Genomic DNA, 14,287 nt, shown 5'->3' on the forward strand with positions numbered 1-14,287 from the left:
GTCACACCTGCGCTGCTTCTGCCTGCGCTTTTTCGATACGTGCGCAGGCGATATCAAAATACTGGTTAGTCATTTCAATGCCGGTAAACCGTCCGCCACGGGCAAGTACAGGGATGGCGGTGGTGCCGCTTCCCATAAACGGATCGAGGACGTGCGCATCCGGTGCCAGCGGTTTAACCAGCTCGGCCATCAGCTGAACTGGCTTTGCGGTCATGTGCAGTTTTTCAGACGGGACAACACGCTGCGTAATCACACCAGGGAACGGGCCACCGTGCGGGCATTTGTCGAGTTTTCCGTTGCTGCCCCAGACCACATACTCGGCCTGATGCCGGAAATAGCCGGTGTGTGGCGCACGGGAAGCCTGCGTTTTATCCCAGACAACCAGACCACGCCACAGCACACCACCGGCCTGAAATGCATCGGTAAGCGCCGGTAGTTGTCGCCAGTCACTGAACACCATGAAATAACCGCCGGGATTCAGCCTGTGCAATGCATGAGAAATCCACATGGAACACCAGAACGCCCAGCTGCGCTGGTCGCGGTTATCGCCGGTGAACTCGGCATACCGGGTGTGACCGACATACTTGTCCGAAGGGGCTATGCTGCGGTCTGATTTATGTGTGCCACCACTGCTGTAAGGCGGGTCGGTAATGACGGCATCAAAACGTTCGGATAACGCTGGCAGCACATCAAGAACATCACCGCAATACAACGTTGCGTTACCAATAATCTGTTTTTGCATTACAAATCCCGAATATCAGACGGCCCGGAAAACCGGGCCGCTGTGGTTAACTGAAATTATCCTCAAGCTCTTTAGCGAAGCCTTCGAGCACCTCAAGGAACGCGGCATACTGTGCCGGGTGACGCTCCTTGATGAACGCGCCGAGCCGCTGCACCACTTCCAGTGCCGTGGCGAGCCGGTCGGTTTCCGGCAGGATTTTTTTACTGCTGGCCACCGCCTTACTGAGACTGTCAGACAGACTCGCCAGCAGTTCGACGGACTCCTGCGGCGGGATGTCCGGGTTCTGGTTCAGCCGTTCAAGCGTCGTCTGACACTTCACCACCAGACTGATAAGCACGGTGCGGGCGACACTTTCCAGCCCGTCACCGGCGAGCGCGTGAGCGGCCCGCAGCTTGTCCCAGTCGTCACCGTTCTTCATCGCCTGCGTTTTCCAGCGCCGCGCGGTATCGTGCGGCACGGCGTACTTCATGGCGACGATATCCAGCGGAAGCTGGTCAAAGATGTACCCGTTACGGACTTTGTCCCTGATATCCTGTGACCACGCCATTAAGTGTCCTTCTGAGCCTGTTCAATCCTGCGCTGAACTTCGTCGGGATTTTCAAGAACGAACACGTTTTTCCCGGTATCCAGTTCAATGACAGTGCCATCATGTGTACCGTGCTGACGGTAAAAATGGGTGATGCGTTCAGCGAGCACCATGACAGCGCCTGCACCTCCTGAACCTGTGTATTCTGTAAATCTGATAACGCTCACTGTGCCAGACCTTCAAAAAATCAGTTCTGCGAACACTGCCGGATACCGTCGATAATCCGGCAGACCTGTGCCGCCGCGTCAAACAGCTGGCCCGCTCTGTTAATGTCAGTGCATCCCACCGGAAGCAACATCACCAGAAACAGGGCCAGAACACAGCGCACGGCTTTACGTGGCGTTCTGTGGGGCCAGTGACTTCTGTTCATAATCCCTCCCGCATCAGCGTTTTAACTGGAAATGAGGCCCGTCTTTCAGCGTTTTCCAGTCTCCGCCCCATTCGATGGCGACACCCAGCTCTGCGGCAGCCTGTTTAAAGGCTCGGGCGATTTTTTCGTATAACGGCCAGTCCCATGAAATGGTGCCACCAACGTAAGCCACGACATCAACAGCATCGCCAGTAAGGTGACGGCTGTTCATGGTCTGGCTCTTGCCTTCAGCGACAAGTTGTTTCTGACGTTCTTTCGTGCGTAAACCTTCGGTAATACCAAAATCGACGTCCGACAACGCCAGCGCACGGCGTACAACCGCCACCAGTTGTGGTTTTACGCCAGCCAGATTTTTCTCGCTACGTTGACTGAAACGGAATTTTTCCGACATATTCACCTCCGCAGTAACGAAAGGATTTTTGACAAATTCCCGTGCGCCCACACGATAAGCGCACAGAACACCAGATTCAGCGCCACAACCAGCCAGCTGGAGTGTGTGTATGTACCTGACAGCCAGCGGAACGGGATGATGATGTAGCCGAGCATCAGCCAGTACGCCAGCCAGGTAATCATCGGTTTATGCGCCGCACCGTGACGGCGATACACAAACAACCCCAGCACAATGGCGAGACACAGCCAGACATTCACGATACCGGCAAGGCTACTTTCCATTTCCACCCCCTCCGCCGCGCAGTCTGGAAAACAGGCCGAACAGCGATGAAATTTCCTGTTGATAAAGAAAGGTCAGTATCTTGATGGATAACGCCGAGACACCGACCGCACACAATGCATCGAGCGGCTTGTCGTTGTAGTGGGTCAGCCACTGCATCAGTGACGCAGCCACGCCAGCCCCCAGAACGCCAACCACAAACGCGACGAGCAGGTGGATGGCCATTCGCCACACCGGGATTTCTTTCTGTTGCGTGACAACAAAAAGCGCCCCGGCAAACGCGCCCACCACGACGCCAAAATCGGTATTGGTGAGAAGACCAAACACACTGGCACCACCGATGGTGACTGCCACAGCTCCGCCGCCTGATAAGGGTTCAGACATGAGTTTCTCCTGTAAATCTGAGCCACTGACGGCCCGTAAATAACACCCGGTCAAAGGCACAGAATGACTTTTGCCGGGCGCTATCCCTTAAGGTGCCTTGTGGTCTGAGTGGAGAGGGTAAACGGTCTGGTGTGGTGGGTACTGCTGGGGGAGTTCAGCACCCCGCCGCGGCGGGGTGCTAAATCAGAAGCGGGAAAGAGAATCCGGCGTAATAAGAGGTTTATTACAAAGCGGAGCAGAGGCGTTCGCCTTTTCCATCGCTGCGCGCATCTCGTTTTCGCTGGCGATGATGTCAGCAATGGCACACTGCAACGCTTCTTCCTGAACAACCATATCCGGTTGTTCGGCCATTCGGTTTAGCTGGCTGGCCAGATTTTTCATATAAGCGAAGCGGCGTCCGGCAGCATCCCGGGCCTGCTCTGAGTAGGCCGTATACTCGCCTGGTGCCGTATAGTTGGTCATAAGTGTCTCCTTTTTCTGAGGCCTGTTAATCAAAAAGCCCCACCTGGGTGGGGCTTTTCAGCGAAGTCTGTTTTTGTCGTCGGTGTATCAGTTGCCATGCGTACCGGTCTGAAATCCCGTAACGGGGACAGAGTAGTGCCAGCGCCTGCCGGTGTGAGCATCCGTCTTTTACATGCTGCTGTAAATCAGCCATAAAACGGGTGTTACGCAGGGCACGTAACGCATGATCGCAACGAGGAATGTAAAACGGTGCACTGAACCGCCCCGGAAATCCTGGAGACTAAACTCCCTGAGAAAGAGGTAAACAGGATGACTAAAAATACTCGTTTTTCCCCCGAAGTCCGTCAGCGGGCGATTCGTATGGTTCTGGAAAGTCAGGATGAATATGACTCACAGTGGGCGGCAATTTGTTCCATTGCCCCAAAGATTGGCTGTACGCCGGAGACTCTGCGTGTCTGGGTTCGCCAGCATGAGCGGGATACCGGGGGCGGTGATGGTGGGCTCACCAGCGCTGAACGTCAGCGTCTGAAAGAGCTGGAACGTGAAAATCGTGAACTGCGCCGCAGTAACGATATCCTTCGCCAGGCTTCCGCTTATTTTGCGAAGGCGGAGTTCGACCGCCTCTGGAAAAAATGATGCCACTGCTGGATAAGCTGCGTGAGCAGTACGGGGTCGGACCGGTATGCAGCGAACTGCATATTGCCCCGTCAACGTATTACCATTGTCAGCAACAGCGACATCATCCGGATAAACGCAGTGCCCGTGCGCAGCACGATGACTGGCTGAAGAGAGAGATACAGCGCGTATACGATGAAAATCATCAGGTGTACGGTGTGCGTAAAGTCTGGCGTCAGTTGTTACGGGAAGGAATCAGGGTGGCCAGATGTACAGTGGCGCGCCTCATGGCGGTTATGGGACTTGCCGGTGTTCTCCGGGGTAAAAAGGTCCGCACTACCGTCAGCCGGAAAACCGTTGCCACAGGTGACCGCGTAAACCGTCAGTTCGTGGCAGAACGTCCTGACCAGCTGTGGGTGGCTGATTTTACTTACGTCAGCACATGGCAGGGCTTCGTCTATGTGGCGTTTATCATTGATGTGTTTGCCGGATACATCGTGGGGTGGCGGGTCTCATCGTCTATGGAAACGACATTCGTGCTGGATGCGCTGGAGCAGGCGTTGTGGGCCCGTCGTCCGTCTGGCACCATCCATCACAGCGATAAAGGCTCTCAGTATGTGTCACTGGCCTATACGGAGCGACTAAAAGAAGCCGGATTACTGGCATCAACAGGGAGTACAGGCGACTCGTATGACAACGCGATGGCTGAGAGCATCAATGGTCTTTACAAAGCGGAGGTAATACACCGTAAGAGCTGGAAAAACCGTGCAGAAGTGGAACTGGCCACACTAACGTGGGTGGACTGGTATAACAATCGACGATTGCTGGGAAGGCTGGGCCATACTCCTCCGGCAGAAGCAGAAAAAGCTTATTATGCTTCCATCGGAAACAATGATCTGGCAGCCTGAGTTCACAGATAAAACACTCTCCAGGAAACCCGGGGCGGTTCACACCGCCAAGAAAGCGGATCAATTTGTTGATTTCGTCTTCGGTCAGCACGTCATGTAACAGGGCATGGACACCGCCGGTGCGTCCGGCGTGTGCGCCGGTTTTACCGCTTAACGTCACGCCACCAAAAGAACGGATTAACCGGGTCAGGGCGGGGAAGCCAATCACGCTAATCAGTTGCTGTACGGAATCGGGCAGCAGTACCTGCGCATCGCGAAGATCTGTTTCACTGAAGGTCTGCATGATGGCGTCTCCGGTAGTAACTTACTGTTATTATAGCCATACATGATCGCCTGTACAGTTCATAAAAAACCTCCGCGTTTGCGGAGGTTCCTGTTTATTCATCCCAGACATTAACAATGGCAAGGTCTTTTCTGGCCTCTATACGTTCTTTACCAAAGACGAATTGATCAAAGCAATCCATGCGATCCTGTATAAACAAACTTCTGGAACGCTCGAGAAACTGTTTGTTGTTGCCGAGGACGTTAGACCAGTAATCCTGTAGTTGAATCCCCATATTTACACAGGAACTATAAACAGGATCGAAGCCATTACCGCCAATTTTCTCTATTTGTTTATCGAATTCCTTCAGGCCTGTTATGACCTTACGCCATTTTTCAGGGTTACCGTTATTATATTCTGATGCAGCGTCTGGCATGTCATAATAGAGTTTCAGGCTTTCCCTCAGAAGTTGCTCAACCTGTGGTTTCATATCCTGATAACGTTTCAGTTCCTTTTGCGCCTGTTCCTCTGTCTGAGCCAACGCAGAACAAGAGAAAATAACCCCTACTAAACAAAACAACCATTTTTTCATCATTGATTTCTCCTTCTTGAATCTTTAACCAGCGCCACCATTACCCCAAAAAGCTGTTCATCCGTCAGCCATTCGATCACATGTTGCTTATACATGTGAGATGCCAGCCCTTCTGCATATGCCCAGGAACGACCGGCATCAGCCAGCAACGCTTCAATTTTGGATAATACTGATTTTCTGCTCATTGCAACACGGGGGCGGCGACCTTTACCGGCGGGTGCTTTGCGCGGAAATCCCTGTTCGTGCATGTATTCCCGGATGATGCGCAGTTCATCGAGGTTGCAGCGTGTGGTGCTGGTTTTACCGGTCAGGCGGGCCAGCGTCTGGCGATAAAGGACATCATCCCACCCCAGATACGCCTGACCGGCTTTAATGGCTCCGATCATCTTTTTCAGCATGTTTGTTATCCTCAAAACGCACGGTAAAACGTGAAACGCCAATCCCTGACAGGAACGCGGCGGCACGGTCAAGAGACAGCCACGTCTTGTAATCGCCACGGCGTTCCTGTAGAAAATAAGACACACCAGCGCGGCGATTCACAGCGAAGAGGTGATACACACCACCGAACCTCTGCACGACGAACTCATCCACGCCACCGCTTTCAGCCTGCTGCCGGAAGGCTGCCATTCCGATTTGTTCAATCTTCATAATGACCAAAACATCGCTTTTGGCAGACCAAAACATATATTTTGGTCTGCTATTGGTTATTATTTAATTACTTTGCGTTAGTGTGATTCTTCCAGCGGTTTTGCGCCGCGCTGGGCTTTTTGCAACAACTGTGCCCCATCACACCACGACACCCCGTCAACCTCACTCGTCTGTTACTAATCCTCAACCATCGCCAGACCCCAACACCGTTTCTGCGAGCTAACAGAATTTTTGCCTTACGGTTTTTCATCTGATTATTCCCCTGAAACCAGTTCTGAATAAATGACTGTTGTTGCAATACGCTCCCGTAATTGCTGCGTTCCGTGGTATTTGATTGCCACATCTCGTAACTGATTAACCAGCTCTCTGACCTGATGCTCCTTTACTCTCAGCGTCACTGGAATGATTCCAGCACTCCGGCGTTCCTGAAGTTCAACCAGGGACTGCCGTAAAAGCATCCACCACTCTCTGTCTACAATCGGTCCGCGCATATCAAGCATTTTGTCAGCATCGGCAATCAGTCTGGTCAGGCTCTTATCGCTTATTCTGGTTTGCTGGTTCACTGCGCCGCCTCCTGTTCATTTTTTTCACTCCGGTATACCAAAATCACGACATCTCCCTGGGTAATTACGCGTGCCGGGTCTCCCTGTTGCATACGGTCAATATCAAAAGCGTCATTAAACGCATTTAGTGCCTTCACGCGCTTGTCTTTGCGGCAACGTTTTTCACATTGCTTAAAGAACGAAGAAATCAACCACCTGAATGACATAAAAGTGATATAGCCATAACCGATAAGCGCCAGACCTGTATTCATGGCTACATCGATCGTTATCGTTTTATCAATGACCATTGCAAGCCTCCTGTTTTGCCACTTTAAACGCCCGTAACATCGGGACCGTTTTACCGGTGATGACGGTTTTCATTAAAAGGCCACCGCCACTCTGGTGGCGCACTTCAGGAGCCACAAACAACGCCGCATCCACAACCCGGCAATAGCGACGGAACTCCCAGAACCAGCAGGTAACAATGATTTTTGAGGTGACTCCGTAGTCATAAAATTCAATATTCATTTGCAGTTAAACCTTCTTTTGTGACGTTCTACAGCGGCTTTCATGGCGTTGTGCACGGTTCTTTTAATAATCCGGCGTCCCGCACTGTCATAGAACCGCCACCGGGAAGCCCCCGGATATTTGGGAAACTCAACCGCCGCGCTGCCGTCATTCATCCTGTATTCGTGGCGTTCTTCTGGCGGCTGGTATATTGCTTCGGTAACACTGAGAAGTTTAAAAGCCATCGTTATCCCCTCCCAGCGCCAGCGGCCTGTTGCTCTGACCATTAACCCCCTGATGCAACCTGGCATTTTTCCCGGCGATAAAACCAGCAGTAGCGGCAAACTCTGCACCCCGACACGCTTTAGCTGTGCGCATATCCCCGTCGCGCCGCACTTTAGTCCTGTGCAGGTTTTCTCTGTAAAGCTCAAGGCGGCTTTTTTCTTCCGGGGAGACGTCATACACCGCAATGACATCACGGGCACCAAAGACCCAGCCTTCGCAGAACTGGTCGCCACGGGCCACCCGCGTGGATGGTTTGCAACGCTTACAGTGTTTATCCTGATATTGATTACGCTCTGCCATCATCTGACGGGAAAGCACATCAAACGCGTAGGCCGCAATTTCCGGGCGGCTGTCAGGACCATAAAAACGAACGTAACGTTTGAGTGAACCAGAAGCCCGGTATTCACCGGAGATGTAACACTCGACACCGAAGGCTTTACATACCAGGTCACACAGGATGTGCATATAACGCGGCGGTGTACTGGCATCACTCGGCGCACCCGCGCTGGCAGCTTCCTGAATGTCGAACAATTCCGCGTCGTTTTCGCTGATACCATGCTGGCGCATATAAGCCTGGGCTTTTGCAATAGCGTTAGCGGCTTCTTCCGGGCTTGATGTTCCTCTGGCAAGGCGTAACAGTTTTTTAATTCTGGCGATATATTTGCTTTTATTTTCCATAATGAATCCCTCAGATTCAGGCGTAAGCCAGCCCCGGCGGGTTTACGCCATATACAAACAAAATTAAAAACAGACTTATTAACTACGACGTTCAGCTTTCCGGTAATGGCGGTCAACAGACTTTACGAACGCCTTCACATCACGGGAAATCGAATCCAGCGGATAATATTCATCCAGCAGTTCCATTCCACTGAATCGAATCTGAAAAAAATCAGGCTTATCTTTATATGACTCCATCAGGTCAATAAACCGCAACTGACGCGGGAGGGATTCCTGCACACCTGAAATAGTGAGCAAATCATCTTCAAGGATGTATGCGAGGTCTTCCATATCCTTACAGTCAGACAGCATGGATATTCTTGTCAGCATGTTCCGTGTGGCGATATACAGCGCTGCTGTGTCATTCGCCATCATGGCGAACAAATCCCCCTGAATATAAGCCCCCTTACTGGCCACAGCATTTCCGGCAATCTGCGCATCAAGTACCACATGCATAAAATCGGCAGGTGCTCCCAGATGGCCCAGCAATGATGACGCCCATAACGTTACATTGGTTAATTTCTCAGATGAACGGGTAGCAAAACCTTCAGGAGTAACAATAAAATCCCAGACTTTATCTTTCATATACAAATCCTCTTGATTCAGGCGCAGACCTGTTTACCTGCGGCATAAAAAGTCATGAATAAGAATTAAAAATCCAGAACGTCAGTTAATTGCTGCTTCAGCGAAACTCGCTCGGAATAAAAACCATTACTTTCACCGCACCATCTGACAACGACACAACCTTTTGATGTCCCGAACTTAAAGAATGACCACGTCTGGCTACCGTTTTCTGTATCACTGGATTCAGTTACAACTTCCGCTTCGGTGAGAACAGCTCCTTCCAGGTCTGTCAGGTCGCCAACAATGTCTTCAATCCAGACGTTTTCACAACATTCCTGAAAGTGGAAAAACGTAAATACAACACCCCAGCCATCCCCATGGCGTTCACCACAAAAAACAAGTTCGGCGCTTTGATTCGTAAACACCTTATCGAATTTACACCCAAGCATTTCATTGATAACGGTAACGCTCATTTTCATTTCTCCAGATTCAGGCGTAAGCCAGCCCCGGCGGGTTTACGCCTGTTTTAAATAACAATTAAAAACGAATTAAATTAATGCGCTGCTTTCAGTGTTTCGACTTTTACGAAATAAGGCTCGACATTAATTTCAACCACACAACCACATTTAAAATCTCTGGCCGGTGCAACGGTTTTCACCACCCGGCCACCGCGCAACGCCGGATGTGCCGTGTGCATGAAGCGAGTCCCTGGCGGATACTGCTTATTAAAGTTCTTCGCATTCATGGCGTGGCCTCCATCCCTTCAGGTGAGCGTTAGCGCAGAACTCCGCACGATGTTCAGCCCAGATGCGGCGCAGGGTGCTACACGGGCTTTGCGCTGCCTTACGCCACAACTTTTCAGCCTCGGCATAATCGCCGCGTTGTTCTGCTCTGGACGCGCCCAGCGAATACGCCGCGCAACTATTTCCGGCTCTGTACTCTTTGATATCCTGATGCATGTTAAACCCCTGCAATATCAAGCGGGATTGCGCGGTATTCGTCGGAATCACCGACGCGCTCATACACGCGGATATAGCTTTTGCTGCCAACCACCTGGACGGCTTCACCAATCAGTTTCATGGCGTTATCCCAGCGCTCCTCCGTAATATCGAGACGACGCAGAGCCAGAACGCGCCCGGTGTTGATGTTGCCTTCCTTGTCCGTGCTGAATGCTTCGCTGATGATGGCTTTTATTTCAGGACGTGCACCTTCCGTCCAGTCAGCCAGGCAATCATCAATCAGCGACTTCGCGGTCTGAATGCGTTCATCAAACGCGATACGGTCCTGCATGGCGCGCTGAATCTTGTAACGCCCGTCAAAGCTGTAAAGCGTGATATTCCCTTTTTTACCGCCTTTCACAGCGCCGTATTTCTCCGCCGACAGGTCAATAAACGCCTGAATATCACCAAACGCACGCAGTTTCAGTTCACGCAGTGAGGCGGAGGCAGCAATCACCATCTCCACAAGCTCACCGACCAGCTGCTCACGGTCGCGGTCAATATCTTTGATAAGACTTTCAGGCGTCATCACACCACGGGCATCAACCCAATAACCTTCAGGCGCTTGAGTTTTCGTGTATTGCTTAACTTTATTTTCAGCCGTCATAATTAAATTACCTCAGTGATATTTACAGATTAATGTGTGTTATGTGCGCGAGGCGCAACGTTTTCAGAAAAAAGATTCACGCCGTTATAGTCATTTCTAAGCGTTTCCTTGATAACATCATGTAATCTTGTTGCCACCTGAAACTCCTTTTCGGAAGCTCCGTCCTCCGAATAACTCCCCGTGGTCTGGGTTAAAACACAGCCTTTTTCATCGGTATAGATAATTACTTCTAATTTAACCGCCATTCTGATTTCCTCTCATTGCCATACGACGGTACAGCCGTCGATACAGGACGTTTTAACCACGCGGCGCAGGCCGCTGAATGTCTGAACGATTTCCGTTACCGGCCATACAGGACCACCCACAGGCGGGCAGGCATAAACCACAGGTAAACGGTGATGTTGCCCCGTTACGCGACCGCCAGTGGTATGGATAGCCACACGGGCACGGGAACGGACGGCATTAATGGCCTGCTTTTCCATCATTTTGTTCTCCATCAGTGAATTAACATTTCTCTGCTGTATTATCTGAGCGTAAACGCCAGTCGGGGCTGATACCGGGGCAGGTGGGCACACATGCGTGCAAGGCGGTAAGCCCGACGAAACCCCTGCAAAGTCTGCTCAAAAGGAATAATCATTAATCGCGCACAGCATTCATCAACATCCCAGTCGTCGCTGGTATTTCCGGTTCCATTGATTTCCCGTTCGCGGGAATATAAATCAATACGCAGTTCACCCGGCACGAAGCAATCAACAAACGGAATAATTTCACCGGGGGTTCCATTAAAATAAATACAACCATTACGACCAATACTCTGTAGTGCCCTTATTTCATTTCTGAGAGCCATTTTTTCCATGCGCAAAACTCCAGTCACTTAATTAACATTTCGGAGAACTTCTCAATAGCTTTTACGCTCACTGGCACTTTGGTGACATCACTCATCCGGTACACGCCACGCACCAGTTTGAACAGGCGACGGGCGTTACCACGCGAATATGTATAAAGCGCCTCGCCGATTTCTGGCGTTTCCGCTTCCGGCATCAATTCTGTGGCTATTGGCGTAAAATCCTCTGGCGACAACGTATTCCCCATATCAAGCGCCACACCCACACGACTGTATAACTGAGCGAACTCCCCGCGATTACCCTTAAGATTAGTCACAAGGCGCGGCATACCCGCCAGAACAATCCCGATACCCGCCTTGTCATGCAGACGGCGCAGAACCTCCAGTGCACGGTAGGGGAGTAGCTCGGCTTCATCCACCATCAGCAGACGACCGGAATCACGCAGTTCGCGCACACAGACATCAATCAGTTCGTGAATACTGCCGCGAACCTTTACCCCCAGCTGGCGACACAGCTCCCCGAGTAGCGCCCTGGCTGTATAGCCTGTGTCAGCCTCAATCAGTATCGCATCCCGGTTTCTGGCGGCGTATTCACTCAGAATCATTGTTTTTCCAAGACCAGCCTCGCCATGCAGCACGCAGATTTCACAATACGCATGAGCATAAGAGAGCATCTCCAGCCCTTTATCTGCCATTTCCGTGGCGACAAATTTCGCTTTAACACGACGATTACTTTGCTTCTCCAGCTCACGACTGACAAAGGAAGATATACGCTCTTCAACGTCAGTAACGTCACCTACATATTTACCCTGTAAGTACTGGTTGATAACGGCGCTACTACGACCAATTGCGCGACCAACGTGGGTCTGCGTATAGCCGCAACGGGCCATTACGTCATTTAATTGCGTAATTAAACTCATATTAAATACCTTTTAAATTAACGGTTGTTTGTGCCGTCTTTCTTTAAATTGCGGTCACGCTCGGATGCAAAGAAATAAAGTTCTTCTTTTTTCTTTTCCTCCTTACGCTCCAGACCAAATCCAAAATTAAAGTCAGGTTTCTGCGTAATAGCCGGGGTAAGCTCGCGTTTAGCCTCTTCGATTTTCTGCGTGGCCCGTGCAATGCGGCCTCTGGCGCGTTTCTCCTGCTGCTGTTCGATAACAGCTTTCGGGAACGCATCAACCTTATTACCGTTCCAGATGGCATCGCAGATATAAGAACCGTCCATCCGCCTGACAATCACGCTGTTTGCGTCGTGAATGTCGTAACAAACCCTGACTTCATTTCCGTGCTCTGCTGCCAGTTCTGTTGAGAAATAGATGTTTCTGAATAACACCACTTCACCGCGTCGCACCGTGCAGATGCTTTCCGGTCGGAACATTTCATGCAGTTCTTCCGGCGACAGCATGTCGATTTCAGCTTTCTGCTCCTTTATCAGTTTCCGGCGATACGCTGCCGGGCTGTAATGTTCACCATCCTCTTTGCGGGGAAGGCTGCTGTGTGGCCGGTTGTTATACCGTTTCACCTCCAGCTCTATTGCGGCCATCAGTTGCTCAAAGGTGGGGACTTCTCCCATAGCCTGAACCTGCCGCTTTGTCAGCTCTTTCCCTTTGTGGGTGGCCTTAATTGCTGACTGTGTGATGCGTTGCTGCATCATCACCGTTTCCTTGTCTGCATTTTTTGAGCAGTACGTCTGGAAACTCAGAGCCACATCTTTGGGTATTCCTTTGTTTGCTCGTTCTATTACCCCGCGCCCCTGCGGGTTACCAGGTATCCCCGTGTGATGCTCCACACCCAGTCGGGGCAGAATCCCGGTAATATCGGCATCAAGTACCTGGTTTTTTTCACCACCCCCGTTATCGGAGTAATAAATCAGCGGTATCCCGTGTTGTGACATGCCATGACGCAATGCATCAGCAACGGCCACTACGTTCTCCGACAGGGACAGCGACCAGCCCACAATAAAGCGTTGCCCTGCATCCATAACCAGTGTCACTTCTGGCCGGAATGTATTCCCGGTGGCAGGGCTGAATGCCATCAGTTTCATACAGTGACCATCCCCGACCCATACCGCATTAACCGGTAATGTGCTCCAGTCGCGCCGCACAAAGGGATTGAGCGAACGCCAGGCTGAACCGGTGGAGCGGAAACGCTCTTTAACAATCACCGGGACGCTGCTTAACACCCGTCTTACTGCGTGAACTGAAGGCAGTGCCGCCAGCATTCCCGCATCATCCGCGTGTTTTTCATGCCACCAGGCTGAAAACTCGCGATACGCATATTCAACGGTCGGTCGCTTCCATGAGCGATAGAACATAAAGAAATCGCTCAACCACCAGACCTGCTCCCACGGTGTCCCCTTATGATGACCGGGAGCCAGTAACGCCAGTAACTGATTGGCATCACCGCGCGCCATCACCCAGCTGGAGTACCAGCTATCCAGGCTGCCGGTGCTGACACCAGTTCGCTTTCCCTGACGTGCATTTGCGGTATTTGCCGCTTCAATAATGCGGTCAGGTAACGCCCCCATGCGCACGCCATCAACGATGTGCTTTAACGCGGCTTTCCTGGTCATTCCGGCGTATTCGCGCAGTTTATGCACTTCAGTAGCCAGCAATATCCGCGCATCAGCGATGGCCTTTTGCTTGTCAGTCAGTGCCTGGACTTCGCGTAATGCCAGTTCCGGGCATTTGACCATCACCTCCAGTTCATCGCGAATGGTGACGTTCTTAACTGCCTTCTGTTCAGCCACAACAGGCAGTTGTGCATCTTCCAGAACCCGATTAGTCAGGTGTTTACGTAAAATCTTCTGCGCTTCTGCGGGCAGGCAGTCGATGTGATACTCGAATGCTTTGGTACCTTCACGCTTGCGCCTTAATTCAGGTTTATTTTCAATTACACGATCTAGACGCGCCCTGACATTGTGTTCACGTGTTGGTAGCCCTCCAATGCCAGCACACTCTTTTGCTGTAATCCACATAACA

At 51.3% G+C, this 14,287-nt stretch carries 29 protein-coding genes and 1 other annotated feature; of the genes, 1 reads left to right on the forward strand and 28 read right to left on the reverse strand.

Going from position 1 to position 14,287, the window contains the following annotated elements; translation table 11 throughout:
- Window position 1 precedes the first annotated feature (1 nt).
- From QUF14_RS08645 to QUF14_RS08680, 9 genes are all read right to left on the reverse strand, one after another.
- Window positions 2–742 carry a DNA-methyltransferase gene (locus QUF14_RS08645; RefSeq protein WP_042966124.1) on the reverse strand — a complete coding sequence of 247 codons (741 nt, stop codon included), beginning with the start codon at window positions 740–742 and terminating at the stop codon, window positions 2–4.
- A 46-nt stretch (window positions 743–788) separates the two neighbouring features.
- Window positions 789–1,289 (reverse strand): DUF1804 family protein, encoded by a 501-nt coding sequence (locus QUF14_RS08650; protein WP_000312574.1) that lies wholly within the window; start codon window positions 1,287–1,289, stop codon window positions 789–791.
- The gene (locus tag QUF14_RS08655; RefSeq protein WP_162838175.1) at window positions 1,289–1,441 is read right to left on the reverse strand and encodes a hypothetical protein; all 153 of its coding nucleotides are present in this window, start codon (window positions 1,439–1,441) and stop codon (window positions 1,289–1,291) included. The genes QUF14_RS08650 and QUF14_RS08655 overlap by 1 nt, the downstream gene beginning before the upstream one ends.
- Window positions 1,428–1,577, reverse strand: coding sequence for an SPASM domain-containing protein (locus QUF14_RS28895; protein ID WP_157839881.1), 150 nt, complete (start codon window positions 1,575–1,577; stop codon window positions 1,428–1,430). The genes QUF14_RS08655 and QUF14_RS28895 overlap by 14 nt, the downstream gene beginning before the upstream one ends.
- Window positions 1,516–1,698: a hypothetical protein gene (locus tag QUF14_RS08660; RefSeq protein WP_042966123.1), complete on the reverse strand. Its 183-nt coding sequence runs from the start codon at window positions 1,696–1,698 to the stop codon at window positions 1,516–1,518. Before QUF14_RS08660 ends, QUF14_RS28895 begins: the two co-directional genes overlap by 62 nt.
- A gap of 13 nt (window positions 1,699–1,711) precedes the next feature.
- Window positions 1,712–2,089: a M15 family metallopeptidase gene (locus tag QUF14_RS08665; protein ID WP_042966122.1), complete on the reverse strand. Its 378-nt coding sequence runs from the start codon at window positions 2,087–2,089 to the stop codon at window positions 1,712–1,714.
- Window positions 2,090–2,091: 2 nt separating this feature from the next.
- On the reverse strand, window positions 2,092–2,370 hold the full coding sequence (locus QUF14_RS08670; RefSeq protein WP_000445984.1) for a phage holin family protein: 279 nt from the start codon (window positions 2,368–2,370) through the stop codon (window positions 2,092–2,094).
- Window positions 2,360–2,752 carry a phage holin family protein gene (locus QUF14_RS08675; protein WP_001372993.1) on the reverse strand — a complete coding sequence of 131 codons (393 nt, stop codon included), beginning with the start codon at window positions 2,750–2,752 and terminating at the stop codon, window positions 2,360–2,362. Before QUF14_RS08675 ends, QUF14_RS08670 begins: the two co-directional genes overlap by 11 nt.
- A gap of 183 nt (window positions 2,753–2,935) precedes the next feature.
- Window positions 2,936–3,214, reverse strand: coding sequence for a hypothetical protein (locus QUF14_RS08680; RefSeq protein ID WP_042971158.1), 279 nt, complete (start codon window positions 3,212–3,214; stop codon window positions 2,936–2,938).
- Between the two features lie 309 nt (window positions 3,215–3,523).
- On the opposite strand from QUF14_RS08680, the gene QUF14_RS08685 reads away from it, so the two are divergent.
- A protein-coding gene (locus QUF14_RS08685) for an IS3 family transposase (RefSeq protein ID WP_371829233.1) occupies window positions 3,524–4,737 on the forward strand; the annotation gives its coding sequence in 2 pieces (ribosomal slippage) (window positions 3,524–3,812 and window positions 3,812–4,737; 1,215 coding nt in all).
- Window positions 3,805–3,921: a sequence feature (AL1L pseudoknot), on the forward strand. Its footprint overlaps the gene before it by 117 nt.
- Window positions 4,738–5,114: 377 nt before the next feature.
- Here QUF14_RS08685 and QUF14_RS08690 read toward each other — a convergent pair.
- From QUF14_RS08690 to QUF14_RS08775, 19 genes are all read right to left on the reverse strand, one after another.
- Window positions 5,115–5,594, reverse strand: coding sequence for a hypothetical protein (locus QUF14_RS08690; protein ID WP_042970930.1), 480 nt, complete (start codon window positions 5,592–5,594; stop codon window positions 5,115–5,117).
- The gene (locus QUF14_RS08695; protein WP_047087260.1) at window positions 5,591–5,989 is read right to left on the reverse strand and encodes a gp16 family protein; all 399 of its coding nucleotides are present in this window, start codon (window positions 5,987–5,989) and stop codon (window positions 5,591–5,593) included. The genes QUF14_RS08690 and QUF14_RS08695 overlap by 4 nt, the downstream gene beginning before the upstream one ends.
- Window positions 5,961–6,239, reverse strand: coding sequence for a hypothetical protein (locus QUF14_RS08700; protein ID WP_021564522.1), 279 nt, complete (start codon window positions 6,237–6,239; stop codon window positions 5,961–5,963). Before QUF14_RS08700 ends, QUF14_RS08695 begins: the two co-directional genes overlap by 29 nt.
- Before the next feature lie 67 nt (window positions 6,240–6,306).
- Window positions 6,307–6,489: a hypothetical protein gene (locus tag QUF14_RS28900; RefSeq protein ID WP_071940939.1), complete on the reverse strand. Its 183-nt coding sequence runs from the start codon at window positions 6,487–6,489 to the stop codon at window positions 6,307–6,309.
- A gap of 4 nt (window positions 6,490–6,493) precedes the next feature.
- Window positions 6,494–6,802: a hypothetical protein gene (locus QUF14_RS08705; protein WP_042970913.1), complete on the reverse strand. Its 309-nt coding sequence runs from the start codon at window positions 6,800–6,802 to the stop codon at window positions 6,494–6,496.
- Window positions 6,799–7,089, reverse strand: coding sequence for a DUF4752 family protein (locus QUF14_RS08710; protein WP_042970909.1), 291 nt, complete (start codon window positions 7,087–7,089; stop codon window positions 6,799–6,801). Before QUF14_RS08710 ends, QUF14_RS08705 begins: the two co-directional genes overlap by 4 nt.
- A complete protein-coding gene (locus QUF14_RS08715) occupies window positions 7,079–7,309 on the reverse strand; it encodes a hypothetical protein (protein WP_042966114.1) in 231 nt (76 codons plus the stop codon). Before QUF14_RS08715 ends, QUF14_RS08710 begins: the two co-directional genes overlap by 11 nt.
- Entirely contained in the window at window positions 7,306–7,533 is a 228-nt protein-coding gene (locus tag QUF14_RS08720) for a hypothetical protein (protein ID WP_047087259.1), read from the reverse strand. Before QUF14_RS08720 ends, QUF14_RS08715 begins: the two co-directional genes overlap by 4 nt.
- On the reverse strand, window positions 7,523–8,251 hold the full coding sequence (locus QUF14_RS08725; RefSeq protein WP_047087257.1) for a DUF2786 domain-containing protein: 729 nt from the start codon (window positions 8,249–8,251) through the stop codon (window positions 7,523–7,525). Before QUF14_RS08725 ends, QUF14_RS08720 begins: the two co-directional genes overlap by 11 nt.
- 78 nt (window positions 8,252–8,329) lie before the next feature.
- Entirely contained in the window at window positions 8,330–8,875 is a 546-nt protein-coding gene (locus QUF14_RS08730; RefSeq protein WP_047087256.1) for a hypothetical protein, read from the reverse strand.
- Between the two features lie 65 nt (window positions 8,876–8,940).
- On the reverse strand, window positions 8,941–9,333 hold the full coding sequence (locus QUF14_RS08735; protein ID WP_064756437.1) for a DUF7448 domain-containing protein: 393 nt from the start codon (window positions 9,331–9,333) through the stop codon (window positions 8,941–8,943).
- Between the two features lie 74 nt (window positions 9,334–9,407).
- Window positions 9,408–9,599 carry a hypothetical protein gene (locus QUF14_RS08740; RefSeq protein WP_047087255.1) on the reverse strand — a complete coding sequence of 64 codons (192 nt, stop codon included), beginning with the start codon at window positions 9,597–9,599 and terminating at the stop codon, window positions 9,408–9,410.
- Window positions 9,580–9,813, reverse strand: a complete 234-nt coding sequence (locus QUF14_RS08745; RefSeq protein WP_012904653.1) for an ANR family transcriptional regulator — start codon at window positions 9,811–9,813, stop codon at window positions 9,580–9,582. The genes QUF14_RS08740 and QUF14_RS08745 overlap by 20 nt, the downstream gene beginning before the upstream one ends.
- Before the next feature lies 1 nt (window position 9,814).
- Window positions 9,815–10,459, reverse strand: a complete 645-nt coding sequence (locus QUF14_RS08750; RefSeq protein WP_047087252.1) for a DUF3164 family protein — start codon at window positions 10,457–10,459, stop codon at window positions 9,815–9,817.
- Between the two features lie 29 nt (window positions 10,460–10,488).
- On the reverse strand, window positions 10,489–10,704 hold the full coding sequence (locus tag QUF14_RS08755; protein WP_033807267.1) for a hypothetical protein: 216 nt from the start codon (window positions 10,702–10,704) through the stop codon (window positions 10,489–10,491).
- Between the two features lie 12 nt (window positions 10,705–10,716).
- Window positions 10,717–10,944, reverse strand: a complete 228-nt coding sequence (locus QUF14_RS08760) for a hypothetical protein (protein WP_000970278.1) — start codon at window positions 10,942–10,944, stop codon at window positions 10,717–10,719.
- Between the two features lie 38 nt (window positions 10,945–10,982).
- Complete coding sequence (locus tag QUF14_RS08765; protein WP_047087250.1) at window positions 10,983–11,315, reverse strand: hypothetical protein; 333 nt, start codon at window positions 11,313–11,315, stop codon at window positions 10,983–10,985.
- Window positions 11,316–11,329: 14 nt separating this feature from the next.
- Entirely contained in the window at window positions 11,330–12,223 is an 894-nt protein-coding gene (locus QUF14_RS08770; protein WP_032082867.1) for an AAA family ATPase, read from the reverse strand.
- Between the two features lie 17 nt (window positions 12,224–12,240).
- Window positions 12,241–14,283, reverse strand: coding sequence for a Mu transposase C-terminal domain-containing protein (locus QUF14_RS08775; RefSeq protein WP_047087246.1), 2,043 nt, complete (start codon window positions 14,281–14,283; stop codon window positions 12,241–12,243).
- Window positions 14,284–14,287 lie beyond the last annotated feature (4 nt).

The sequence above is a fragment of the Escherichia sp. HH091_1A genome, from assembly GCF_030295175.1.
In the GTDB taxonomy this organism is placed as follows: Bacteria; Pseudomonadota; Gammaproteobacteria; order Enterobacterales; family Enterobacteriaceae; genus Escherichia; species Escherichia coli_F.

Coding starts and splice junctions, on each gene's coding strand:
- QUF14_RS08645 (WP_042966124.1), bottom strand. CDS start 742: ATGCAAAAACAGATTATTGGTAACGCAACGTTGTATTGCGGTGATGTT.
- QUF14_RS08650 (WP_000312574.1), bottom strand. CDS start 1,289: ATGGCGTGGTCACAGGATATCAGGGACAAAGTCCGTAACGGGTACATC.
- QUF14_RS08655 (WP_162838175.1), bottom strand. CDS start 1,441: ATGGTGCTCGCTGAACGCATCACCCATTTTTACCGTCAGCACGGTACA.
- QUF14_RS08660 (WP_042966123.1), bottom strand. CDS start 1,698: ATGAACAGAAGTCACTGGCCCCACAGAACGCCACGTAAAGCCGTGCGC.
- QUF14_RS08665 (WP_042966122.1), bottom strand. CDS start 2,089: ATGTCGGAAAAATTCCGTTTCAGTCAACGTAGCGAGAAAAATCTGGCT.
- QUF14_RS08670 (WP_000445984.1), bottom strand. CDS start 2,370: ATGGAAAGTAGCCTTGCCGGTATCGTGAATGTCTGGCTGTGTCTCGCC.
- QUF14_RS08675 (WP_001372993.1), bottom strand. CDS start 2,752: ATGTCTGAACCCTTATCAGGCGGCGGAGCTGTGGCAGTCACCATCGGT.
- QUF14_RS08680 (WP_042971158.1), bottom strand. CDS start 3,214: ATGACCAACTATACGGCACCAGGCGAGTATACGGCCTACTCAGAGCAG.
- QUF14_RS08690 (WP_042970930.1), bottom strand. CDS start 5,594: ATGATGAAAAAATGGTTGTTTTGTTTAGTAGGGGTTATTTTCTCTTGT.
- QUF14_RS08695 (WP_047087260.1), bottom strand. CDS start 5,989: ATGCTGAAAAAGATGATCGGAGCCATTAAAGCCGGTCAGGCGTATCTG.
- QUF14_RS08700 (WP_021564522.1), bottom strand. CDS start 6,239: ATGAAGATTGAACAAATCGGAATGGCAGCCTTCCGGCAGCAGGCTGAA.
- QUF14_RS28900 (WP_071940939.1), bottom strand. CDS start 6,489: ATGAAAAACCGTAAGGCAAAAATTCTGTTAGCTCGCAGAAACGGTGTT.
- QUF14_RS08710 (WP_042970909.1), bottom strand. CDS start 7,089: ATGGTCATTGATAAAACGATAACGATCGATGTAGCCATGAATACAGGT.
- QUF14_RS08715 (WP_042966114.1), bottom strand. CDS start 7,309: ATGAATATTGAATTTTATGACTACGGAGTCACCTCAAAAATCATTGTT.
- QUF14_RS08720 (WP_047087259.1), bottom strand. CDS start 7,533: ATGGCTTTTAAACTTCTCAGTGTTACCGAAGCAATATACCAGCCGCCA.
- QUF14_RS08725 (WP_047087257.1), bottom strand. CDS start 8,251: ATGGAAAATAAAAGCAAATATATCGCCAGAATTAAAAAACTGTTACGC.
- QUF14_RS08730 (WP_047087256.1), bottom strand. CDS start 8,875: ATGAAAGATAAAGTCTGGGATTTTATTGTTACTCCTGAAGGTTTTGCT.
- QUF14_RS08735 (WP_064756437.1), bottom strand. CDS start 9,333: ATGAAAATGAGCGTTACCGTTATCAATGAAATGCTTGGGTGTAAATTC.
- QUF14_RS08740 (WP_047087255.1), bottom strand. CDS start 9,599: ATGAATGCGAAGAACTTTAATAAGCAGTATCCGCCAGGGACTCGCTTC.
- QUF14_RS08745 (WP_012904653.1), bottom strand. CDS start 9,813: ATGCATCAGGATATCAAAGAGTACAGAGCCGGAAATAGTTGCGCGGCG.
- QUF14_RS08750 (WP_047087252.1), bottom strand. CDS start 10,459: ATGACGGCTGAAAATAAAGTTAAGCAATACACGAAAACTCAAGCGCCT.
- QUF14_RS08755 (WP_033807267.1), bottom strand. CDS start 10,704: ATGGCGGTTAAATTAGAAGTAATTATCTATACCGATGAAAAAGGCTGT.
- QUF14_RS08760 (WP_000970278.1), bottom strand. CDS start 10,944: ATGATGGAAAAGCAGGCCATTAATGCCGTCCGTTCCCGTGCCCGTGTG.
- QUF14_RS08765 (WP_047087250.1), bottom strand. CDS start 11,315: ATGGAAAAAATGGCTCTCAGAAATGAAATAAGGGCACTACAGAGTATT.
- QUF14_RS08770 (WP_032082867.1), bottom strand. CDS start 12,223: ATGAGTTTAATTACGCAATTAAATGACGTAATGGCCCGTTGCGGCTAT.
- QUF14_RS08775 (WP_047087246.1), bottom strand. CDS start 14,283: ATGTGGATTACAGCAAAAGAGTGTGCTGGCATTGGAGGGCTACCAACA.